This is a genomic window from Sporosarcina sp. P19 (assembly GCF_002743165.1).
Classification (GTDB): Bacteria; Bacillota; Bacilli; order Bacillales_A; family Planococcaceae; genus Sporosarcina; species Sporosarcina ureae.
Map to the genome: position 1 here is coordinate 183357 of NZ_PDYR01000005.1, position 23992 is coordinate 207348.

Below are 23992 nucleotides of genomic sequence, written 5' to 3' on the forward strand. Positions count from 1 at the left end.
TAGCTCGACTGGTTGTTGGTGACGGAATATAGTGAGTGTCTGCTTTTTGGACCCGCGCAGGCACGCGGGGGATTGCCTCCAGCCAGGAGCCAGCTGGCGGTGGTGCTGCCAGTTGTCTCATGGCCACGGCCTACCCCGCAGTTGTGCCTGCGCTACTAAGTGGAAATTATTTAGGTTGTAGTTTTTACAGGAAGAAGATCAGCAACTTGATGATACTGATTTTTTGCTTTTGAAAAAGAAGTATATGAACTGCCTTACACACAATCCAATGAAGGCGACTTTCCTGTCTGTGGCTCCTTGCGAAAGCCATCTACCAGCGCCGTAGTGGTGCCAATGACCATCCCACTCTCATAGGCAATTAAACCAGTAACCCTGTACAAAACAGCCAAAGAAATGAAATTGCCAAAACACTACCCCCATGCCGCCTCTTACTTACTACTAACCAATCGTTCCCATTACCCATAATAAATAAAAAAACGATTCAGAGTGCAAAATACCTCAGAATCGTCTTTGCTTATTTCATTGGCGTGCGGTCGAACTTTCGGATGACTTTGTACAACTCTTCCGATTGTTCCTTCAGCTCCAACGCTTTGTTTTTCGTTTGATCTATAGACGCCACTTGTTCTTCTGTGGCCGCACGAACTTCTTCCGCTCCCGCCGAAGTATGCTCTGCAATCGTTGCTACCTCCATCGACTGCTTAGCCGTGCGCTCGATCGTCTGCATTTGGTTGCTGACGATTTGGCTAATTTCCTCTACATAAAGTGCCATTGTCTGGATAGTGGCGGTCATTGTTTCAACGTTTCCATTCGTTTTTGTCGCGCGTTCGGCCTCAGTGGATGCCGTTTTTACTTGTTGCTTCATTTCAGCTACGACTTGTTTGACGTCTGATTGGATCGTTTGAACGAGTCCCGAAATCATTTGGACCGCTTTTGCACTTTCATCCGCTAAATTACGGACTTCTTCCGCGACGACAGCGAAGCCCTTACCATGCTCCCCTGCCCGCGCTGCTTCTATAGATGCGTTAAGCGCTAGTAGGTTAGTCTGACCAGCGATGTTGCCGACAAGTTCCACGATTTCACCGATTTTATGTGCGTTTTCATCGAGTACTTGTATCGTTTCCAATGAATGCTCGCTTTGATTGCTCATTTGATGAATACCCGCTAAAACCGATTGGAAGACTTCTGTGGTTACGTGTAATTCCTGTAACATCACTTTGGATTGTTCTGAAGACTGACCCGCGCGATTATTGACTTCCACCGCGAGTTGACGAATATCTTCAATCGCGTTGACTGTTTCTCGTATTGACTCCGAAGTGTTTTCTGCGCCATCGGAAATTTCGCCAATAGTGCGCGCAATGGCGTCGGATTGGCCAGACGCAGCGCTTGTCTCATTCGTCAATTCATCGACGGATTGGGCAGTAGCTTGGAAGTTGGATTCAATTTGTTCAATAATGCTACGTAAATTAACGACTACTTGCTGGAATGCTTTGGAGACGGAATGAATTTCATCCGAGGAGTTGGGCAGTTGAATGTCTGTACCAATTTTCCCATCCGCCACTTTCATAGCAGCCGTTTCCAAACGTTGCAACGGCTTAGTCAAAATGGTGCTGAACATGGCGGCTAAAATACCTGACCACATAATGCCCATGGCGTACGTAAGCAGTTGAAAAACGAATGGCCGTACATTCGGGAAGAATGTCGGCTGTACCCAGTTAATGAATACAGCACTCGTTGTATACGTGATGACTGCAAGAATCACGATAAATAAGACGAGTTTCGCCCGGAGCCCTACTTTTTTCGGTTCTTTCATAAGTTCCCCTCCGCTTGCTTTCGGATGACGGAGTTAATGAGGTCTGTCAGTTCATGAAATGTAGTGCGGTATGTTTCCAAATCTCCACCATATGGATCATGCACATCAAGACCCGCCATTGTACCCGCGTATTCTTTTAATGTAAATATTTTTTCTTTCACTGCAGGATAACGACTGTGCAGGATATCTCGATGGTTTGCGGTCATCGTTAAAACAACATCAGCCCACTCCATTTCAGCAGACTTGACTTCATTAGAATATGGAGTAAAAGGTATTTTTTCTTCCGTCAGCAATTGTGCTGAGTTCGTTGAAATCGGCAAGCCGTCTATTGCATGAATACCTGCTGATTTCGCCGTCATACCTGGCACGTTAGCATGATTGACTAATGCTTCTGCCAATGGACTTCTGCATGTGTTGCCTGTACAAATAAAATAAATATTCATTTTCTTCACCTACTTTACAGAATAACGGATTTATGAGAAAAAAGAAACACTATTTTTAATAAATCAAGGACAATACGCCCATACATATGAATACAATACCTGCTAACCGTCGAATAAATGTACTATTAATTACACGCAAGCGGCCTGTGTACAAGAAAGCAATGGCCGAAAATATAATAGAAAAGAATCCGGACGCCAAAACAAACAGCCATTTATTCAGCTGCATCATACCGAATGTCACACTCACTCCGAATGCATCTATACTGACGATCAGTGCTAAGAAAAATGGGGAGATTTTATTGACGACTGACAGATCTTCACTGTCCGAGAGGAGAATGTGAAGACCTATGAGTGAAAGCAGTACACTCGAGAGCGCATGGCCCCAACCTGTGAAAAAGATCATCACCCATTCCCCCGCGTAGAAACCGATAAGTGGCAGCAACACATTTAGTATAGTCGTCCACAGCATGATCATCAATCGACCTCGCCGCAGTTGAAGTAATGTATAGACGATTAGTATATCAGCCGTTGTCACGATAGCCGCTATGATTTCTATCAAAAAAGTAGCCCCCTCGCAAGTCTCGCATCTACTAATCTTATGCGGGCGCTAAAGGGGGCTATTCATCATTATTGAAATGTTATTCGGTGAAACGCTTGCCGTCTGATGCTTTATCGAGGCGATTCATAACCGCTGCGCCAATACCCGAATGATCGGTCTCAATTGCAAGAATTATATCAGCCTCGGTATTGTCGCATTGGCGAATCGCTTTATAAAGACTCGACGCCATCGCTTCACGACTGTTAATGGAACCTGTGGAAAAGTACCAATCCGCGTTTTCTGTGTATAACTCATCAGGTCCGATCATCGCAACTCGTTTATTTTGTTGATGAATAGTGTTTAGTGCATGCGCAATAGAATCCGTATTCGGCTCGATAATGAATAGCGGTGCTTCAGGTGCGTAATGGGCATATTTCATCCCCGGCGCGCGCGGCGTTGCCGTTTGATCTGTAGGTAGCGTCGCCATATCCACGGTGCCAATCAACTCTTCCAGCTGCTCTTTCGTAATGCCACCCGGACGCAAAATGACAGGCGGTGTAACCGTGATATCCAAAATGGTGGATTCCAGGCCTACCCCTGTCTCTCCGCCATCTAAAATCAGCGGAACTCTACCGATTAAGTCGTGATAGACATGATCCGCTTCCGTTGGGCTTGGCTTTCCGCTACGATTTGCACTCGGTGCCGCTAACGGCTGATCCAGTTTGCGCAGTAATGCCAACGCTATCGGGTGATCAGGCATACGGATCGCTACTGTACTAAGTCCCGCCGTAACAACATCTGCAATTACTCCAGGCTTTTTCTCCATAATTAACGTCAGCGGTCCTGGCCAAAATTCCTTTATTAATACGTCTGCAATTTCAGGAATATCTGTTGCGTATTTCTCGATGTCTGACTTGTTCCCAATATGTACGATCAGCGGATTATCCGAAGGTCTTCCTTTTGCTTCGAAGATCCGCTGTACTGCTTGCTCATCTGTCGCAATGGCTCCTAAACCATAAACTGTCTCAGTCGGGAAGGCAACAATCCCTCCAGAATTCAAGATATCTACAGCTTGTTCATAGATTCCGTCGTTATCCACTAGGTTATCCACTATTTCTTGCGTAGTATCCACTTGCTCAACCCCTTTTTATACACATTTTATCAACCTTATCCACAAAAATTGTGAATATGTTCATTTAAACAACGACTTTATCCACTCCCAAATGAAGAATGTAACAGGTTCTTCTTCTTCTGTTTCAGTTACTGTAGCTTCTTCAGGGAAACAAACGTTAGGAAACAATGAACACCACCAGTTATCGCCTCGACCTGCGCCAATTTTCACGACATACGCATCGTAAACGTCTTGTGGCTGAATAAAGAACCCTACTCGTTTTGGTGGAATCACTGCCGCACCGTGCTCAAGTGTTACGTGCGCACCGTTTACTTGCGCTTTTGCAATTTCAAGAATCGTAGGTTCTAACCCTTGAAGATTTTCAGTGATTTGCTGCGTGTTGGTAGATTCGCTGATTGCCTGCTCGAGTAGTGGCGCGAGTTTTTCTTGAACATCTCGTTTCATTTGTTGATCCGCTGCCGTATTAGAGTTTGCGAGAATGCGAAACTGCGTCGCTTCACCTGTCGTTGCCTGCTGACCGAACACGAGCAGCACCGCTTGAATCGTAAGTAATATAAGTACAAATTCTATAAACGCCAATAGTTTCGAAGTTTGAGTCGGTTGTTGGTTAATCGGATAATCTTGTAACATGTCATCCCCTCCTGCACTCTATCTTGACCCGCAGGAGGAGATTTTATTCATCGAATCTCACAAAATATCATTCGATCTTTTTTATTGATATCTTGAACAATTTCAACCGTCGCTTCTGGAAAGGATTTTTGCAAGTATCCTTGCACGATTGTCCCTTGCTGATAGCCAATTTCGAAGCCGATAAGCGCTGGACGATTCATCAGAGGCGTTAAGTTCTCTGCCAGTCTTCGATAAAAGTAGAGACCCTCTTCTTCAGCGAATAACGCCGTTTGCGGTTCGAAATCATAGACAGTTGGCGACATATCGGATTTTTCATGTTCCGCGATGTACGGTGGATTGGATAGGATTATGTCCCATTTCTGCTGAGTCAACGGCTCTTCCATATCCCCTTGCATAAAGACTATATCCGCTTCATTGCGCTGTGCATTGCGTTTTGCGACTTCAAGCGCCGTTTCACTAAAATCAGTGGCAGTTACTTTTGCAGTCGGTCGTTCTTTTTTGAACGCGACGGCAATCGCTCCGCTACCTGTTCCAATATCCGCCACTTGAATGACTTGGTCCCCGAATAATACACTCGCTCGCTGCAATGCATAGTGGACGAGTTCTTCTGTTTCAGAACGTGGAATCAAGACATGTTCAGTGACCTCGAATGAATAGCCGTAAAAAGACTCTTCTCCGAGGATATATTGAATCGGTTTACCTGTCAGTAATTCTGTGATAATTGCCCAGAATTGCGAATACGTTTCATGCGAAATTCGTTCACGAAAACTAGCTAAATAATTAGCCTGATTCATTCCTGCGACAGAACGCATGGCCAGTTCAGCGGCATGCGTGTCCATTCCACGTTCCTGAAGCAATTGTTGTGCGCGTTGCACGGACTCATAGATGGTCTCATTCATTGCGATCCAAACTTTCTAGACGATGTGCTTGTTCTTCTATAATCAATGCATCGATGACTTCATCCAATTTCCCTTCTATAATCTGATCAAGTTTTTGGATGGTCAAACCAATTCGATGGTCTGTCACGCGATTTTGCGGGAAGTTGTATGTGCGAATCCGTTCGGAACGGTCTCCTGATCCAACAGCGGTTTTCCGCTTTTCATCGTATTCAGCTTGCGCTTCTTGCATAAACTTATCGTAGACACGTGCACGCAAGACTTTCATCGCTTTTTCTTTATTTTTGATTTGAGATTTTTCATCTTGAATTGATACCGTCGTACCTGTCGGCAAATGCGTAAGGCGCACGGCTGACATGGTCGTGTTAACGGATTGTCCACCCGGTCCCGATGAAGCGAATGTATCGGTACGAATATCCTTATCATGAATCTCAATTTCTACTTCTTCTGTTTCAGGCAAGCACGCAACTGTAGCAGTAGAGGTATGCGTTCGTCCCCCTGATTCCGTTTCCGGTACACGTTGCACGCGGTGCGCTCCGTTTTCGTACTTCAACTTGGAGTAAGCACCTTTGCCATCGATCATGAAAATAATTTCTTTAAAACCACCAAGCTCGGTTGGTGATGAATCAATGACTTCTACTTTCCAATGATTCATTTCCGCGTAGCGTGTATACATACGATATAGACTACCCGCAAATAAAGCTGCCTCGTCTCCGCCCGCTGCGCCTCGTATTTCCATAATGACACTTTTATTGTCATTCGGATCTTTTGGAATCAATAATACTTTTAACTGTTCTTCCAAAACCTCGATACGATCTTCCAGTTCATCGATTTCCATTTTGACTAATTCTTTCATATCTTCGTCGAGTGGCTCATCTTGCATTTCTTTCGCGTTTTTATATTGAGTGTAGACATCTTTGTATTCACGGTATACTTCGACCGTGTCTTGTAAATCCGATTGCTCTTTCGAATAGCTTCGTAATTTATCCAGATCATTGACGATTTCCGGGTCACTAAGTAGTTCATTGAGTCGATCATAACGGTCTTCTACTGCTTGCAGTCTATCGAACATAGTCGGTTCACCTCTTCTGAAATTATTGGTTACATACTAATATATAGCAGAAACGTCTATCCTTTCTTGCTTACGGATAGACGCAAATATGTTTATTTTACATGTTGCGCACGACTGACGGGTACTTCGTGGTGCTGACGGCAACGTGGTTCATATGCTTCGGATGCGCCAACCAGAATGATGGGATCATCTTGACATGCGGGTTGTCCATCTATCAATCGTTGCGTTCGGCTTGAAGGCGATCCACAAACGGTGCAGACCGCTTGGAGTTTTGTCACCAGTTCCGCCACCGCCATTAGTTCCGGCATCGGCCCGAACGGTTCACCTCTGAAGTCTTGATCGAGTCCTGCAATGATCACGCGAAATCCGCGATCTGCGAGTGCAATCGCGACATCTATAATATCTTTGTCAAAAAATTGAGCTTCATCAATGGCGACCACATCGAAATCATCTGATACGAGGTTTGGTATTTCGCTCACTTTGGAAATAGGGTTTGCGATAGTTGATGTCCCATCGTGGCTGACAACTGCTTCCTCGCTATACCGATCATCAATAGCCGGTTTAAATACCGCAATTTTTTGTTTTGCAAATTCCGCCCGGCGAATTCGGCGAATGAGCTCCTCTGATTTACCTGAAAACATGCTGCCGCAGATGACTTCCATCCAGCCGCCTTGCATTGAAACGTACATGGTCAATCTCCTTTCGATGTCGTGCTATATGTATGTGCGTAGTGCGATAAGAGTGGTTTCGTATGCTACTTTGAGCGGTTTGCCGTTTAGATTGAGTGCTTGGTGTGCAGCTATGAGCGGTTGGTGGCCTAGATTGAGCGGTTCACGTGTTACTATGAGCGCTTTGCGGTACTGATTGAGCGCTTAACGCAAAACTATGAGCGCTTGGCAACCTAGTTTGAGCGTTTAACGCGCAACTATGAGCGCTTCGCAACCAAGTTTGAGCGCTCAGCGACCCCAATAGAGCAAACACTGCTGAATCTTTACACTTTAGCCCTATGTATTCGCTAAACTCCGCAGTAAATTAATAAAAATACCCGTCTGGCACGACTGCACCTGACGGGTATCTGGCATTTATTACTCTTGTCCTTCTGTCTTGATGCCGTATTTCTTGTTGAAACGGTCAACTCGTCCGTCTGCTGAAGCAAACTTCTGACGGCCAGTATAGAATGGGTGACATTCTGAGCATACTTCTACGCGAATGTCCTCTTTTACAGAACCTGTTTCAAATGTATTGCCACATGAGCAAGCTACTGTTGCAAGTTTGTAATTTGGATGAATTCCTGCTTTCATCGATATCTCTCCTTTCGCCCTGAACCATCTGGAACAGAGTTTGAAATTATGGATGTTTTATTGACCAGTTGCCAATAAAACGATCGATGCCGTACACGGCCCGTGTTTGTCAGCCGTATATGCGGTGTACAGCAAAACTGTACTTGATTAGTATAGCAAAATTCGATACGTTGTGCAACTGTTTGATTTGGGTATTTACTGGGCATAAGCTCATTAGTTATGGGTTGGATTTCCGCTACAATCTTCACCTCATGAGTAAGAACTTCACCCATTTACTTTCGTTTAAGAGCGTAAAAGTAAAACAAAATTCACATTGTTAAACTTGATAGATCATATTAGACCCTTGCCTTTTTTCGCCTTCATTTCTTCATTGAGCTTGTTGAAGAATTCTTCGTTGTTTTCGGATTGGCTCAGTTTTTTCATGAAGCGTTCGGTGAAGTCGTGGGAGTCTGAGAACGTTTTTCTGATGGCCCATAGTTTTTCCAAGTTGTCTTTGGGAATGAGTAGTTCTTCTTTTCGTGTGCCGGAGCGACGGATGTCCAGCGCTGGGAAGATTCTGCGTTCGGCTAGGTTGCGGTCTAGGTGTAGTTCCATATTGCCGGTTCCTTTGAATTCTTCGTAGATGACTTCGTCCATGCGTGAGCCGGTTTCTATTAGGGCTGTGGCAAGGATGGTTAAGCTTCCACCTTCTTCGATGTTACGTGCAGCGCCGAAGAATCTTTTTGGTCGATGGAAAGCTGCCGGGTCAATTCCTCCAGATAGTGTTCGTCCACTCGGTGGGATGACTAAGTTGAATGCACGTGCCAATCGTGTGATGGAGTCCATTAAAATGATAACGTCGCGTTTACTTTCAACTAGACGCATTGCGCGTTCGAGTACAAGTTCCGCTACTTTGACGTGATTTTGTGGTACTTCATCGAATGTGGAACTGACTACGTCCGCTTTAACAGAACGTTCAATGTCCGTTACTTCTTCTGGACGTTCGTCGATCAGCAATACAATGAGTTCCGCTTCGGGATGGTTTGTTGTGATGGAATTGGCGATTTCTTTCAACAACGTCGTTTTCCCTGCTTTCGGAGGAGCGACGATTAAACCACGTTGACCAAATCCGACTGGAGAGACGAGGTCCATGATACGTGTGGACACATTGTTTTTTGACGTTTCTAAATGAATTTGACGCTCTGGGTATAAAGGTGTCAACGCCGGGAAATGAACACGTTCGCGTGCGACTTCTGGATTTTGCCCGTTGACTGCTTCTACTTGTAGTAAACCATAGAAGCGTTCGTTTTCTTTTGGTGGCCGAACCTTCCCCGTTACTTTGTCGCCGTTACGTAAATCGAAACGACGGATTTGAGATGCTGAGATGTAGATATCTTCTGAACTGGACGAGTAATTAATAGGACGTAGGAATCCGTATCCTTCAGATTGAATAATTTCGAGGACGCCTTCCATGAAGAAGAAGCCTTCTTGTTCGGCGCGGGATTTCAATATAGCGAAGATCAATTCTTTCTTTGTCAGTTTGCTATAGTTGGTTATTTTAAACTGCTTCGCAAGAGAGTATAGCTCTTTGAGCGTCATATTCTCTAGGTCCGCAAGGGTAATCATTGTCATCTATGCGTACACCACTCTTCATTTTTTGTATGGAAAATTTGGCATAGTAAATAGAAAGGAGAGTACATGATGTACTTCCTTTCCTTCAGTAGCCGGACATTATGGATCTAGATAGTTTTAGGAAATAGAGACCCGGTTGTGACACCGGGTATTGAGGGAAGTTAGTCTTGCATTACGAGAAGAGGTTTTTTCTTCATGCTGTGGCGACCTTCTACGAAACGAATTGTTCCTGATTTCGAGCGCATAACGATCGACTGAGTTCGGCAATACGTACCTTTAAACTGCACGCCGTCCATCAATTCGCCGTCTGTTACGCCTGTTGCTGCGAAAATACAGTCGTCTCCTTTTACTAAATCGTCCATCATTAGAACTTTATCTACGTCGATGCCCATTTTGATGCAACGTTCTCTTTCTTCGTCATTTGAAGGAACAAGACGTCCTTGGATTTCTCCACCGAGACATTTCAATCCGACTGCTGCGATTACGCCTTCAGGAGCACCGCCTCTACCGAATAAAATATCCACACCTGTGTCATCGAAAGCTGTATTGATAGCAGCTGCTACGTCGCCATCTTCTATCAATTTGATACGAGCACCCGCTTCACGAATTTCTTCGATGATGGCTGCGTGGCGTTCACGGTTCAAAACAGATGCTACAAGGTCAGATACTGATTTATTTTTCGCTTTTGCTACAGCCATCAAGTTATCTGTAACGCTTGCGTCGATATCAATTTTCCCAACCGCTTCAGGTCCTACTGCAATTTTGTCCATATACATATCCGGTGCGTTTAGCAAGTTGCCTTTATCTGCAACAGCCAAAACAGCTAGTGCATTCCATCCACCTGCCGCTACGATATTCGTACCTTCGACTGGATCGACAGCGATATCTACAGCGGGTCCGTGACCTGTTCCAAGTTCTTCACCGATATATAGCATAGGCGCTTCGTCCATTTCACCTTCACCGATCACGACTATACCTTCCATAGGAATTGTGTCGAATACTGTACGCATTGCTTCTGTTGCCGCGTCGTCTGCTTCGTTCTTCAAACCGCGTCCCATCCAGCGAGCTGCCGCTACGGCTGCTGCCTCTGTTACACGCACTAATTCCATTGATAAACTACGTTCCATAATGTTTTGTTCCTCCTGTTTGCGGTAAGGCGCGTATTGCGTATTACCTTTCATTTGCCTACGTCCGCATCCAATGGCTACTTTCTACGTAATGGATGTGTCGTTTGAGTCTATTATACACGTTTCGGCAATTAGCGTCACTCAGAAATTGAAGACGGAGTGAGCACTTTTACTTTATTGATATCGGCACCAAGATTTTGCAATTTGTTAATGATATCGCCATAGCCGCGTTCAATATGTTCAATTTCATGGATTTCTGTTTCTCCGCTAGCTAGTAATCCCGCGATCAATAACGCAGCCCCGGCACGTAAATCTGTTGCTTCAACCGTTGCCGCTTGCAATTCTGTTGGCCCTGTTATGATGGCAGAACGACCTTCTACTCTACCTTCCGCATTCATCCGACGAAGCTCATCGATTTGTTTAAAGCGTGCTGGATAGATGGTGTCTGTCAGAATAGATGAACCTTCCGCCTGTGTCGATAAAACACCAAACGGTTGCTGCAAGTCTGTCGGAAATCCTGGATAAACGAGAGTTTTCACATCGACCGCGTGAAGTTTTTCAGTTTTCGGAATGAAAATTTGTTCTTCACCGACTTCTACTTTCACGCCCATTTCACGAAGTTTTGCCGTGACCGCTTCAACATGCAAAGGAATGACATTATCAATTGTGACGCCATCACCAATTGCAGCCGCCATGATCATATGGGTACCTGTTTCGATACGGTCCGGAATGATAGTGTGTTTCGTACCGTGCAATGTTTCTACGCCCTCAATACGAATGACGTTCGTTCCTGCACCTTTAATATTCGCGCCCATATTGGAAAGCAAAGTCGCTACATCAATAATTTCGGGTTCTTTCGCTGCGTTTTCAATAATCGTTTTGCCTTTTGCTTTAACAGCCGCAAGCATGATATTGATCGTGGCACCGACGCTGACGACGTCTAAATAAATTTTCGCGCCATACAGTTCATCTGCACGCAAATAAATAGCGCCGTGTTCATTTTCGACTTTGGCACCTAGTGCTTCAAAGCCCTTAATATGTTGATCAATTGGGCGTGGACCCAAGTGACAACCTCCAGGTAATCCGATAACGGCGTGCTTGAACTTGCCAAGCATCGCCCCCATCATATAGTAGGATGCACGAAGTTTTTTGACGTTACCGTTAGGCAATGGCATAGAAATGATTTCAGTTGGATCGATGGTCATCGTGCCATCTTTCATTTCCACTTTGCCGCCGATTTCTTCGACGAGCGCCTGCAATGTATAGACATCTGAAATTTCGGGAAGACCTGCAATTGTAACAGGTGAATCTGCTAGAATAGCCGCAGGAATAAGAGCTACTGCGCTGTTCTTCGCTCCACTCACTCTGATCGTTCCTTGCAGTCGTTTTCCGCCTTTGATTTTATAAACGTCCATTTCAAGCTCCTTTTGTTCTATCACTTATTCGTTCTGGTTTCCCAGTCTTTCAAAAACTGATCGATTCCTTTAGTTGTCATCGGGTGTGCAAATAGACTCTGAAGTACGTTGAATGGAGTTGTCGCAATATGCGCTCCTGCAAGAGCTGCAGCCGTAATATGTTGTGGGTGTCTGATGGAAGCTGCGATAATTTGTGTATCCAAGTCATGGATCGTGAAGATATCTGAAATCGTTTCAATTAACTCGACACCATTTTGGCCAATGTCATCCAAACGTCCGATGAATGGTGAAACGTATGTCGCGCCTGCACGCGCTGCTAGCAAGGCTTGATTGGCACTAAAAATGAGAGTGACGTTCGTTTTGATTCCTTCTGCTGCGAATACAGAACAAGCTTTCAAGCCTTCAGGTGTCATCGGTAATTTCACCGTGATGTTTTCTGCAAGGGCTGCAAGTTTACGTCCTTCTTCGATCATACCTTCTGCATCCAAAGCGATGACTTCCGCACTGACAGAACCAGGTACGAGAGCCGTAATTTCTTTCAAGCGGTCATGGAATGAAATATTTTCTTTTGCGACAAGCGATGGGTTCGTTGTGACACCAGAGATGATCCCCCAGCTATGCGCTGTTTTAATTTCCTCAAAATTGGCTGTATCTATAAAAAATTTCATGTATGTTATCCTCCTAGTTGTGGTTGATTCATTTAGCTAAAAAGCAAAGAAGGAGACATGTTCCGCTCCTCCTTTGCTCAATCAGCATTCTGTAATTACGCTTGGTTTGAACTGCCGAACTCACGCATTTTACCGATTACCGTTGCTTTGATCGCTTCGCGCATTGGTCCAAGGAATTTACGTGGATCGTAGACTTCAGAATCTTCGTTAAGGATTTCGCGTACAGCTTTTGTACCTTGAATCTGATTTTCTGTGTTGACGTTAATTTTAGACGTACCAAGTGAAATGGCACGTTGGATATCCTTCGTCGGAATACCTGTACCACCGTGCAACACGAGTGGAATATCCCCTTGTTTCGAGATTTCTTCCATTTCTTCAAATCCAAGATTCGGTTCGCCTTTATACGGTCCGTGTACAGAACCAAGTGCAGGTGCCAGGCAGTCGATACCTGTCTTTTCTACAAGCTCTCTGCATTCAGCCGGATCTGCATAAATAACACCGTCTGCGATGACGTCATCTTCCTGACCACCAACTACGCCAAGTTCAGCTTCTACTGATACATTATGTTGCTTCGCGAAATCCACCACTTTTTTCGTGATTTCAATGTTTTCTTCAAGTGGCTTAGAAGATGCATCGATCATGACAGAAGTGAATCCTGCTTCAATCGCTTCCTTACACTTCTCAAAGCTAGAACCGTGATCCAAATGAATGGCTACCGGCACAGTAGTACCGTAGTCCTCCATTAATCCTTTGACCATCATAACGACTGTTTTGAATCCGCCCATATAGCGTGCAGCGCCTTCTGAAACGCCTAAAATAACAGGTGACTTCTCTTCTTCGGCAGCTTGTAAGATGGCCTGTGTATATTCCAGGTTATTCAAGTTATATTGGCCGATCGCATATCCTCGCTCTTTACCTTGGATCATCATTTCCTTCATCGAGACCAGTGGCATGTTAAATTCCTCCTTGAGTTTTTCACGAATTTTTATGTGTAGTAATTATAGTTATTTCCATCCATTAGCATATCAAATTCATGCAATGATTACTACTATCAGACGTCTAGTCGCTCCAACCTTTTTAAGACACTATCGCGCACTTCAAAAATATCGAACGGTTTGGTAAAGTGCTGATCAATACCAAGTTTATCGGCATCTTGTAGTAATTCTATTTCACTGTACGCTGTCATCATCATGACAATTGCGTCAGGTGATAGGGTTCGGATTTCTCTTAATACCTCGACGCCATTCATGCCTGGCATCTTCATATCAAGTAAAATACAGTCTGGATTAAGTTTCTGAACTATTTCTAACGCTTCTTTTCCATTTGATGCAAGCGCTGTCATTATTCCGGTTGGTTTGAAGATTTCCTCCAGCAATAATCGAATCCCTGGTTGGTCATCTACAATTAATAAATGTTTCATCCACATCTCTCCCATCACCTAATTTATCTTGTCTGATATTGTACTTACAGTGTAATCTAACTTTTAGTATTCTTGTAAAATAAAAGCACGTGTATAGAAAAATTATGTATGATTCTATCTCTCTATTTTATTTGTTTATGTAATACTGTTCAAGAAAATTCCAAAAACTCCTCTATTTTTCGTCAACTATTTTGCACTTCTTTCATTTCTCACCTATACTGAGCTTTTGGAGGGGTTTTCGTGAAAATATTAACTACACAGATTAGAGGTCTTCTGGAGAGAATTGCAGAAGGACTAGATGAATCAATGGAAGAAACGGCTCGTTTATTGGCGCAAGCGTTAGTAGGCGAAGGACGAATTATCTTGACAGCTTTTGATGAAATGGAAGCTGTTACTGCGACTGCACTGGATGGTGTCGAACCGTTGGAGGGTGCTATTCGTTACACTAAAGAGTTGGAGCTGACGACGGCGGATCGCGTGTGGTTGCTTGTGCGAAAGGCAGATCATCCCGCTGCGCTTAAGCTGGCACGCGAGCTCGCGGATCAATTCATCCCATTTGCTGTGTTGGCTGCGGATAAGGAAGAAGATGATAATGAACTTGCTTCTCTTGCGTATACGTATATTTCGACAGGTTTGAAAAAGGGACTGATTCCGGGGCCTACAGGCGAAAGAATCGTACAGCCCCACGCGCTTGCTGCGTTGTTTGTATATGAGGCAGTGAAGCTGTCGATTGACGATATGTTGGCAGATGAAGACGATGGGCTGTAACTGGGCATAGGCTGGAGTTGCTGTTGGGGTGTGGATTGGCGCTTCGGAGGGACGCGTGTCTTATGATCCCGCGGCACCCCTCCTAGTGCAACGATGTGCTCCAATCCCTGCATTGCAAGTGGATAATACTTCTTGTTGCGCATTGAACTGTCGCAAACGCTCAATAATCTGTTCAAGCGCTCATATTTCCTGCGTAGCCGCTCATTAAACTGATTAAGCGCTCATAACTCAAGTCTAACCGCTCTATCATCAGCGACAAGCGCTCATACTAGGTCGGCAACCGCTCATATTAGCTGAATTCACCATATAAGTAGGATTGAAGCGAAAGCTGGAGCTTCAATCCCAACGCAATCTCTCCCTTCACTCTCACTTCTACTACCGCCCTAAAATTTTTAAAGTAAAAATGCCCACAGAGGACAAGTCTTCTGTGGGCACTGTTTTTAGTTTCTATGCTCAAGCGCCGCGCGGATAAAGTCGCGGATTAGTGGTGATGGACGATTTGGACGGGAAGCAAATTCTGGGTGGAACTGGCAAGCCACGAAATATGGATGGTCTTTCATCTCCATAATTTCGATCAAGCGACCGTCCGGGCTAATTCCAGATACGATAAATCCTGCTTCTTCCAACTGCGCACGATATGCCAAGTTCATCTCATAACGGTGGCGATGACGCTCGTACACTAACTCCTCGCCATATGCAGCGGAAGCCTTCGTGTTTTCAGCTACTTTACACGGATAAGCACCTAAACGTAATGTACTGTCTGCTTCACGTGCTGTACGGCAATCTGGGTGGAATGTCGTAATCTGATGCTCAGTCTCTGTGTCGAACTCCAGTGAATGAGCTGTTTTTAGACCGATGACATTACGTGCGATTTCAGTAGCTGCTAACTGCAAACCTAAACTGATACCGAAGAATGGGATTTTCTGTTCGCGTGCATACGTAATCGCTTCAATTTTCCCATCGATTGCACGATCTCCAAAACCACCTGGCACAAGAATACCATCTACGTCTCCAAGAAGTTCTGCTACGTTTTCAGACGTCACATCTGCCGAGTTGATCCACTGAATATCGATGTCTGCATCGAACGCATATCCAGCATGACGCATAGCTTCAACTGCCGAGATGTATGCATCTTGTAATTCTACATACTTACCAACTAAACCGATTTTCACTGTTTCTTTTAGTGACTTAACCAACTTCACTAGTTCTTCCACTTCCGAAAGTTCAGGCTGTGGTGTTTCAAGACCCAAGTAGTCCACAACTAGCTGATCCATGTTTTGTTCATGCAAACGAAGTGGTACTTCGTATAGAGTTTCCGCATCAAGTGCTTCAATTACTTCTTCTGACTTAATGTTACAGAATAACGCGATCTTGTCTTTCATTTCTTGCGGAACTGGGTACTCGCTTCGCACGACGATCATGTTCGGCTGAATTCCAAGACTACGCAATTCCTTTACACTGTGCTGTGTCGGCTTCGTTTTCATTTCACCAGCTGCATGCAAATACGGAATGAGTGTGTTGTGAATGTACATCACGTCATCCTTCGCAAGATCCGTTTTTAATTGGCGAATGGCTTCAAGATACGGCAATGATTCGATATCCCCTACACTGCCACCAATTTCTGTAATGACGACATCTGCGTTCAATGTTTGACCTGCACGTTTGATCAATTCTTTAATTTCATTGGTAATATGTGGTATTACCTGAACTGTTGCACCATTATATTCGCCAGCGCGCTCTTTGCGCAATACTAGATCATAGACTTTCCCCATCGTTACGTTGGAGTAACGATTACATTCGATGTCTATAAAACGCTCATAGTGACCGATGTCAAGATCCGTTTCCGCTCCGTCTTCCGTTACGAAAACTTCTCCGTGCTGGTATGGGCTCATCATGCGTGGATCAATATTGATATATGGATCGAATTTTTGGTTCGTGACTTTCAAACCGCGGTTCTTAAGTAAACGTCCGAGTGATGCTGCGTTGATACCTTTACCTAAAGAAGAGACGACGCCGCCTGTAATGAAAATATATTTTGTCATGTGTAGTGCCTCCATTTATTCTTTTTCCAAGCTATTAGGGTCGATATAAAATCAAAAAAGCGCCCCGTTTGTAGCGTAACTACAATAAGGAGCGCGTATACACGAATTTATGTGTCCTTTTCAGGAGCCCATCCAAATCTTATATTTTTGGGCACTAAAAGTCAAGTCCGATTATTTCTCTTCCTCGTACTCTTCGTCTTCTTCGTACTCTTCTTCATCGTCCTCGTCATCTTCTTCGATATCGAGTTCTACTTCGGGAATAACTTCCAGGTCGTCATCAGGATCGATTAAGTCTTCCTCGAGTTCGACTACTTCCTCTTCTTCCTCATCCTCGTCGTCTACATCATCTTCTTCGCCGAGTTCTACGTATTCTTCATCGAAGATTTCTTCTTCGTCATCATCATCTTCTTCGATATCATCTTCGTCATAATCTTTTTTCTTCTTTTTCTTTTTACGTACTTTTACGACAGGTGCTGTTTCTTCTTCAATCTGATCAACTGGATACCATTCGCGTAAGCCCCAACGGTTGTCTTGGATCGCAAGGAATCTGCCATCGATGTTCAGGTCTGTATAAAATTGAAGGAGTTTTTCCTTCAATTCTTTCTCGCTTATACCTGTAAGTTTACGGAACTCTTCCATTAATTCCGCCAACGTGAGGGATTCACGTCGTTCTGTCAGTACCTGGTGCGTAATGTTGATTAATGATTCTTCCAACAGTTCTTCTTTTGTCATGTCATGGATATTCAATGTATGGCACGTCCTTTCTTCTATCAATCACACGCGGAACCGACCAAGTCAGTGAATGATTTGGCCGATCGACGTTTTTATCTTGTAGCATATAAGCATAGTGTACATTATATACGTTATTTCTACCAATATGCTACATTCTTTTACTTCTCTTTATATTTCTATACTCAGTAATGGTCAAATACCCCAGGTAGACCGCCCCAATGGTGAAGGGGATTATGCCGAGTCCGCTGTTGTAGAAGATGAGTGTGAGTGTAATTAAGAGAGCTATTATGATTGCATGATAGTACCATCTCACATTCAGCACGTCCCTTTTCTTTGTTGTTCTCATTATACTGACTAACTTACTAAATTATCCACTTTGATGGGGAAAGAATTTTGCGTAATGGATTAAGTTTCATAGGATACTTGAGATAGAGTGGCTGGCATGGCTGTTGGGGTGGCGATTGGCGCTTCGGAGGGGACGCTTTCCTGAGGGTCCGCGGTGAGCCAACTAGGTCGCTACGCTCCCTATAGTTGTCTCACCTGTCGGACTGATCCTCTAGGAGTCGCCCCTCCTACGCGCCAATCCCTTGCAATCAGAGTGGGTGCCACTTATTGTTGCCCATTAAAGCTGCGCTTGTAATTGGTTTAGTACCTATCGTTCGCACTCACTCTGGCCTTAAACTTAACTACTTTCAAAGGCAAGAAAAACTCACACTCCATAGCCACTGAGTATCCTACGTCCTTCCACTCTCTACATAAGGATTGCAACGGAAGCTGGGACGACTCTGAGAGGATCAGCGAAAGCCGTAGCGAAGGACGGCTTTTGCGAGTAAAAGCGAAGCGTTAGGAGCATGCACTTTTACAGATTGTATTTGAGTAAGCCACGCCCTCCGGAACGCGTCCCCAGCTGGAGTTGCAATCCCAAGCACTTAGCCCATACAAAAGAGGATGCCACAAGAAGTGATGGCTTCTGTGAGATCCCCTTTGAGATGCAATTACATATTACGGCGGTACTGCCCGCCTACTTCGTAAAGCGCATTCGTAATTTGTCCGAGACTCGCTACTCGCACCGTCTTCATTAACTCAGCGAAGACATTGCCTCCTGTAATCGCCACTTCCTGAAGATCAGCAAGCGCTTGCCCCGCTTCGTCAGCATGTTTAGCTTGGAACGCGCGTAAATTGGTAATCTGTGACTCTTTTTCTTCTTGTGTCGCACGCGCCAATTCCATATTGTCGATATCTTCCTCAGACGGCGGATTCGGGTTCAAATATGTGTTGACACCGATGATCGGCAGCTCGCCTGAGTGCTTCTTCATTTCATAATACATCGATTCTTCCTGGATCTTGCCGCGCTGGTACTGCGTCTCCATAGAGCCCAGTACGCCGCCACGGTCGTTCAGTCGATCGAATTCTTGTAATACCGCTTCTTCTACGAGACTTGTCATTTCTTCAATGATGTAAGCCCCTTGAAGCGGATTTTCGTTCTTCGATAAGCCGTGTTCTTTCATGATGATCATTTGGATCGCCATCGCACGACGAACAGATTCTTCTGTTGGTGTCGTAATGGCTTCGTCGTAAGCATTCGTGTGCAACGAGTTACAGTTATCTTGTAGTGCCATCAATGCCTGCAATGTTGTGCGAATGTCGTTGAAATCAATTTCTTGCGCATGCAAACTACGGCCGGATGTTTGGATATGGTACTTCAATTTTTGACTGCGTTCATTGGCTCCGTACTTGTCACGCATCGTAACCGCCCAAATGCGACGCGCCACGCGACCAATTACCGTATATTCGGGATCGAGTCCATTTGAGAAGAAGAACGATAGATTTGGTGCAAAGTCGTCGATATGCATGCCGCGGCTCAAGTAATATTCCACATACGTGAAGCCGTTTGCGAGTGTGAACGCTAGCTGCGAAATCGGATTGGACCCTGCTTCTGCGATATGGTAGCCCGAAATGGATACAGAATAATAATTACGAACTTTTTTATCAATGAAATACTGCTGGATATCGCCCATTAAACGCAATGCAAATTCTGTAGAGAAGATACATGTATTTTGTCCTTGGTCTTCCTTCAATATATCCGCTTGAACTGTTCCACGAACTGTTTGGAATGTCATTTCACGTACTTCAGTGAACTCTTCGACAGTAAGTGTCCGTCCGAGCTCTTCTTCTTTTTTACGTACTTGCTGATCGACTGCTGCGTTCATGAACATCGCTAGAATAATGGGTGCCGGTCCATTGATTGTCATGGAAACAGACGTCGTGGGTGCGCAAAGATCGAAGCCGTCATAGAGCTTTTTCATGTCTTCTAGTGTACAGATGCTCACACCAGACTCGCCAACTTTTCCGTAAATATCAGGACGCTCGTCAGGATCTTCTCCGTATAACGTGACAGAGTCAAACGCTGTAGATAAACGTTTTGCATCGTCATCTTTTGATACGTAGTGGAAACGACGATTTGTACGTTCAGGTGTTCCTTCTCCAGCGAACTGACGGCGCGGATCTTCTCCTTCACGTTTGAATGGGAAGACACCTCCAGTATACGGGAAGAATCCTGGAGCATTCTCGCTGTATACAAAGCGTAGGATTTCTCCATAATCTTTATATTGCGGCAAGACCACTTTCGGAACCTTCAAGCCAGATAGACTAACGGTATTAAGCGTCGTACGGATTTCTTTGTCGCGGATTTTCACCACATATTCATCCTGCTCGTAAGACTCTTTCAAAGGTTCCCAGTTTTTCAAAGCACGCTTAGATTCGCTTGTTAATTGCTCCTCGACGCCTTCTTTCAAGCTATTCAATGAATCTAGTAATGCTTCATTAGAATCGGCTTCTTTCACCGCTTCAATCGCACCTTCCAATTGGAACACGCGGCGTGCCAGTTCTGCTTGCTGTTTGGATTTCGCATGGTAGTTACGAACGGTGGAAGCGATTTCACGCAAGTAATGGCTTCGGTCGGGCGGAATGATTACGGTTTGCTTTTGATTCGTCACGAAGTCTGTGTAGCTTGTCGTCCAATCCGAATCCGTTGCGTTGTTAATTTTTTCAACAAGCGCTGCGAAAAGTGTGTTAGTGCCCTTATCGTTAAACTGGCTTGCAATCGTTCCGTATACAGGCATTGTTTCTAGATCCTGATCAAATAGCAAATGACTACGCTGATACTGCTTGCGTACTTGAATCAATGCATCTTCGGAACCTTTGCGCTCGAATTTATTGATAACAATTAAGTCCGCAAAGTCGATCATGTCGATTTTCTCAAGCTGTGTCGGCGCACCGAATTCGCTCGTCATGACGTACATCGAAACGTCGGAGACATCTGTAATGCGCGCATCCCCTTGCCCGATCCCACTCGTCTCTACAATAATTAAGTCATAGCCAGCTGCTTTTGTGACATCGAGTACATCATGGATAGCGGTTGTCAGCTCGGAACGTGATCCACGTGTTGCGAGACTACGCATGTAAACACGGTTATTAAAAATCGCATTCATGCGAATCCGGTCGCCAAGTAACGCACCGCCTGTTTTTTGCTTTGTTGGATCTACAGAAAGAATCGCTACTCTTTTGTCAGGGAATTCACGCAAGAAACGGCGAATTAATTCATCCGTCAAGGAACTTTTACCTGCTCCACCTGTACCTGTGATACCGAGTACTGGTGTTTGCTTGGACATAGAACGTGCATGGTCGAGTAATTGCTCCGTCGCGTCATCTTTGTTCAAATGCTTTTCTTCTACGTAGGTAATTAAATTGGCTAGGATCCCTGGTGTTTCTGCTGTCAGTTGTTCCAGATTAGCCTCTTCGCTTTCGGGAGTCGTGGAGAAATCCGATAGTTCCATGATTTTATTGATCATGCCTTGCAGACCTAGTTTCCGACCGTCTTCCGGTGAAAAGATCCATTCAATGCCGTATTCATGCAACTCTTTGATTTCTTTCGGGATGATGACTCCTCCACCACCGCCGAATATTTTAATGTGAGAAGCGCCTCTTTCCTTCAGCAAGTCATGCATGTATTTGAAATACTCCACGTGACCACCTTGATAGGATGACATAGCGATTCCTTGCACATCTTCTTGAATGGCAGCGTTTACAACTTCCTCAACAGATCGATTATGTCCGAGATGAATAACTTCCGCTCCGGTTGCCTGTAATATTCTGCGCATGATATTGATCGATGCATCATGCCCGTCGAATAAACTCGATGCCGTCACGAAACGAATATGGTGTTTCGGTTTATAGATTTCCTCAGTTACCATTTGCCTTCCACCTTCCGTACATGCTGACCGCCGCCACGAAGGTTTTCATGGCGGAGTCCGCAAGTTATTTACTTCTCTACGCCTTTGATAATTAGATCAGTTTGTATTTTCGTATAGCGTTGTAACGTATATTGTTTGCGCAACGCCCATCTTCTGAATGACCACATTTGGCCAGATACGAGGATGTGGTGTGCGGTCAATGATACTTCATCCGGTCCGATGTGTAGGTTCCCAGCTTCCATGCATTTACGAATGATGATCTCAAATTGCTCGACCATTTCCAGTTCTTTAGTGAGTACATAACGAAGCGCCTCGTTTGGTAACGACTTCGACTCCTGGTACATGACGAGGAATTCATCCGACATTTGATCGATGACTTCGTAATACCGTGCAATCGCCACACGTAGCCCTTCTACCGTGTTGTCATTGTTATCGAGTTCAGATAAACGAAACTTGACTTCATTATAAATATTGTCACAGACGAGATAAAGGACATCTTCTTTTGTCCGAATATACTCGTACAGTGTGCCAATACTGAAGCCCGCTTCTTTGGCGATTTCACGTGTAGTCGTCCTGTGGAATCCTTTATCGATAAACAATTTCACAGCGCCCCGGCTAATTTGTTCACGTCGCTTCTGAACGAGTTCTTCGTCTTTGACGGTAGATTTCACTTCATGTTTTGGCATTGCATAGACCTCCTGTTATTTCGTCAGCATACGCGAGATGACGAGACGTTGAATTTCTTGTGTACCTTCATAAATTTGCGTGATTTTTGCGTCACGCATATAGCGCTCTACCGGATAATCTTTTGTATAACCGTAGCCGCCGAATACTTGAACCGCTTCTGTTGTTACTTTCATCGCTGTGTCACCAGCCATTAATTTCGCCATAGCAGATGCTTTACCATACGGCAGGTCGTTCGATTCGAGCCATGCTGCTTGGTATGTCAACAGACGAGATGCTTCTGTCGCTGTCGCCATATCCGCTAGTTTGAAGCTGATGCCTTGGTTAGCTACGATGGGCTTGCCGAATTGTACACGTTCTTTTGAGTAGTCGACTGCAGCATCCAATGCGCCTTGTGCAATTCCTACTGCTTGCGCGGCAATTCCGTTACGTCCGCCATCAAGTGTTTTCATTGCAATAATGAACCCATCACCTTCTGCTCCTAGAAGGTTTTCTTTCGGCACGCGACAGTTATCCAATACGACTTCTGTTGTCGGGGATGAACGAATACCCAGTTTTCTCTCTTTTTTACCTACAGAAAATCCTTCGAATGTGCTTTCTACAATGAATGCGCTTGTTCCTTTATGTTTGGATTCTGGATCCGTTACAGCGAAGACAATATATGTGTCAGCAATTCCGCCATTGGTGATGAAGATTTTCGAGCCGTTAAGCACGTAGTCGTCACCGTCAAGCTTTGCCGTAGTTTTCATGCCGCCTGCGTCTGATCCTGAGCCTGCTTCCGTTAAGCAGTATGCCCCCATCTTCGAACCTTCTGCAAGTGGGCGTAAGTATTTTTGTTTTTGTTCTTCGTTGCCGTATTTAAATAGTGGCCATCCTGCTAGAGATGTGTGTGCAGACAAGACGACGCCTGTAGATGCGCAGACACGGGATAGTTCTTCTACTGCGATGACGTAGGCTAGGAAGTCGCTGCCGATGCCGCCGTATTCTTCTGGCCACGGAATGCCTGTGAGTCCGAGTTCTGCCATCTTGTGGAAGATGTCCATGTCGAAGGTTTCGTCTTCGTCTCGTTGTGCTGCGGTTGGTGCTACCTCTTTTTGTGCAAAGTCGCGCACCATTTTTCTGATCATTTCGTGTTCTTCTGATAATTTAAAGTCCATTGTTCTCCCACCCTTTTGTTTGTTTGGTTAATGAAAATTTCATTGGAAATAGTAAGGCTTGATGTTGGCTTGCGGTTTGGGGATTGGAGTTCCAGACAGGGACGCTTTCCGGAGGGCGTGGCTTGAGCCGCTTCCCTCACTTCGTTCAGTCCAGGGTCTCAAGGCGCACGCTGATCCTCCCGGAGCATTCCTGTTTGGTTAGTGGAGCCCTATTGAAATAGAAAAGTCCCCTTGGTATGATTCGGGGGTGTCAAGGCATCGACTACTTGACCCCTAATAATAACCAAGGAGGA

General features: G+C 44.8%; 21 protein-coding genes. 1 reads left to right on the forward strand and 20 read right to left on the reverse strand.

Translation table 11 applies throughout. The features are described from left to right. Window positions 1-514 precede the first annotated feature (514 nt). The 15 genes from CSV74_RS07910 to CSV74_RS07980 all read right to left on the reverse strand — a co-directional run bounded on the left by CSV74_RS07910 (window position 515) and on the right by CSV74_RS07980 (window position 14063). A complete protein-coding gene (locus CSV74_RS07910; RefSeq protein WP_099691271.1) occupies window positions 515-1810 on the reverse strand; it encodes a methyl-accepting chemotaxis protein in 1296 nt (431 codons plus the stop codon). After that, window positions 1807-2253: a low molecular weight protein arginine phosphatase gene (locus CSV74_RS07915; protein ID WP_099691272.1), complete on the reverse strand. Its 447-nt coding sequence runs from the start codon at window positions 2251-2253 to the stop codon at window positions 1807-1809. The genes CSV74_RS07910 and CSV74_RS07915 overlap by 4 nt, the downstream gene beginning before the upstream one ends. 55 nt (window positions 2254-2308) lie before the next feature. After that, window positions 2309-2812 carry a manganese efflux pump gene (locus CSV74_RS07920; protein WP_099691273.1) on the reverse strand — a complete coding sequence of 168 codons (504 nt, stop codon included), beginning with the start codon at window positions 2810-2812 and terminating at the stop codon, window positions 2309-2311. A 79-nt stretch (window positions 2813-2891) separates the two neighbouring features. After that, window positions 2892-3923, reverse strand: coding sequence for an L-threonylcarbamoyladenylate synthase (locus CSV74_RS07925; protein ID WP_099691274.1), 1032 nt, complete (start codon window positions 3921-3923; stop codon window positions 2892-2894). Between the two features lie 60 nt (window positions 3924-3983). Continuing rightward, window positions 3984-4553, reverse strand: a complete 570-nt coding sequence (locus CSV74_RS07930) for a stage II sporulation protein R (protein WP_099691275.1) — start codon at window positions 4551-4553, stop codon at window positions 3984-3986. A gap of 47 nt (window positions 4554-4600) precedes the next feature. Next, window positions 4601-5452 carry a peptide chain release factor N(5)-glutamine methyltransferase gene (prmC, locus tag CSV74_RS07935; protein ID WP_099691276.1) on the reverse strand — a complete coding sequence of 284 codons (852 nt, stop codon included), beginning with the start codon at window positions 5450-5452 and terminating at the stop codon, window positions 4601-4603. Beyond that, on the reverse strand, window positions 5445-6521 hold the full coding sequence (prfA, locus tag CSV74_RS07940) for a peptide chain release factor 1 (protein WP_099691277.1): 1077 nt from the start codon (window positions 6519-6521) through the stop codon (window positions 5445-5447). The genes prmC and prfA overlap by 8 nt, the downstream gene beginning before the upstream one ends. A 92-nt stretch (window positions 6522-6613) precedes the next feature. Beyond that, on the reverse strand, window positions 6614-7210 hold the full coding sequence (locus tag CSV74_RS07945; protein WP_029053462.1) for a thymidine kinase: 597 nt from the start codon (window positions 7208-7210) through the stop codon (window positions 6614-6616). Between the two features lie 396 nt (window positions 7211-7606). Continuing rightward, window positions 7607-7822, reverse strand: coding sequence for a 50S ribosomal protein L31 (gene rpmE / locus CSV74_RS07950; RefSeq protein WP_029053463.1), 216 nt, complete (start codon window positions 7820-7822; stop codon window positions 7607-7609). A gap of 330 nt (window positions 7823-8152) precedes the next feature. Continuing rightward, window positions 8153-9433: a transcription termination factor Rho gene (gene rho / locus CSV74_RS07955; protein ID WP_099691278.1), complete on the reverse strand. Its 1281-nt coding sequence runs from the start codon at window positions 9431-9433 to the stop codon at window positions 8153-8155. 161 nt (window positions 9434-9594) lie between these two features. Further along, window positions 9595-10560, reverse strand: coding sequence for a class II fructose-bisphosphatase (gene glpX / locus CSV74_RS07960; protein WP_029053465.1), 966 nt, complete (start codon window positions 10558-10560; stop codon window positions 9595-9597). 137 nt (window positions 10561-10697) lie between these two features. Next, window positions 10698-11975, reverse strand: a complete 1278-nt coding sequence (locus tag CSV74_RS07965) for a UDP-N-acetylglucosamine 1-carboxyvinyltransferase (protein ID WP_099691279.1) — start codon at window positions 11973-11975, stop codon at window positions 10698-10700. A gap of 20 nt (window positions 11976-11995) precedes the next feature. Continuing rightward, window positions 11996-12643 carry a fructose-6-phosphate aldolase gene (gene fsa / locus CSV74_RS07970; RefSeq protein WP_099691280.1) on the reverse strand — a complete coding sequence of 216 codons (648 nt, stop codon included), beginning with the start codon at window positions 12641-12643 and terminating at the stop codon, window positions 11996-11998. Between the two features lie 95 nt (window positions 12644-12738). Next, a complete protein-coding gene (locus CSV74_RS07975; RefSeq protein WP_029053468.1) occupies window positions 12739-13596 on the reverse strand; it encodes a class II fructose-bisphosphate aldolase in 858 nt (285 codons plus the stop codon). Window positions 13597-13694: 98 nt separating this feature from the next. Further along, the gene (locus tag CSV74_RS07980; RefSeq protein WP_099691293.1) at window positions 13695-14063 is read right to left on the reverse strand and encodes a response regulator; all 369 of its coding nucleotides are present in this window, start codon (window positions 14061-14063) and stop codon (window positions 13695-13697) included. A 240-nt stretch (window positions 14064-14303) separates the two neighbouring features. Here CSV74_RS07980 and CSV74_RS07985 point away from each other — a divergent pair, with 240 nt between their 5' ends. Continuing rightward, window positions 14304-14831, forward strand: coding sequence for a DUF2529 family protein (locus CSV74_RS07985; RefSeq protein ID WP_099691281.1), 528 nt, complete (start codon window positions 14304-14306; stop codon window positions 14829-14831). A 440-nt stretch (window positions 14832-15271) separates the two neighbouring features. Here CSV74_RS07985 and CSV74_RS07990 read toward each other — a convergent pair whose 3' ends face one another. The 5 genes from CSV74_RS07990 to CSV74_RS08015 all read right to left on the reverse strand — a co-directional run bounded on the left by CSV74_RS07990 (window position 15272) and on the right by CSV74_RS08015 (window position 23699). Beyond that, window positions 15272-16873 carry a CTP synthase gene (locus CSV74_RS07990; protein WP_099691282.1) on the reverse strand — a complete coding sequence of 534 codons (1602 nt, stop codon included), beginning with the start codon at window positions 16871-16873 and terminating at the stop codon, window positions 15272-15274. A 171-nt stretch (window positions 16874-17044) separates the two neighbouring features. After that, window positions 17045-17620, reverse strand: coding sequence for a DNA-directed RNA polymerase subunit delta (gene rpoE / locus CSV74_RS07995; RefSeq protein ID WP_029053472.1), 576 nt, complete (start codon window positions 17618-17620; stop codon window positions 17045-17047). A 980-nt stretch (window positions 17621-18600) separates the two neighbouring features. After that, a complete protein-coding gene (icmF, locus tag CSV74_RS08005; RefSeq protein WP_099691284.1) occupies window positions 18601-21858 on the reverse strand; it encodes a fused isobutyryl-CoA mutase/GTPase IcmF in 3258 nt (1085 codons plus the stop codon). Window positions 21859-21926: 68 nt separating this feature from the next. Next, complete coding sequence (locus tag CSV74_RS08010) at window positions 21927-22544, reverse strand: TetR/AcrR family transcriptional regulator (RefSeq protein WP_029053474.1); 618 nt, start codon at window positions 22542-22544, stop codon at window positions 21927-21929. A 15-nt stretch (window positions 22545-22559) separates the two neighbouring features. Next, window positions 22560-23699 (reverse strand): acyl-CoA dehydrogenase, encoded by a 1140-nt coding sequence (locus CSV74_RS08015; protein ID WP_099691285.1) that lies wholly within the window; start codon window positions 23697-23699, stop codon window positions 22560-22562. Between the last annotated feature and the right edge of the window lie 293 nt (window positions 23700-23992).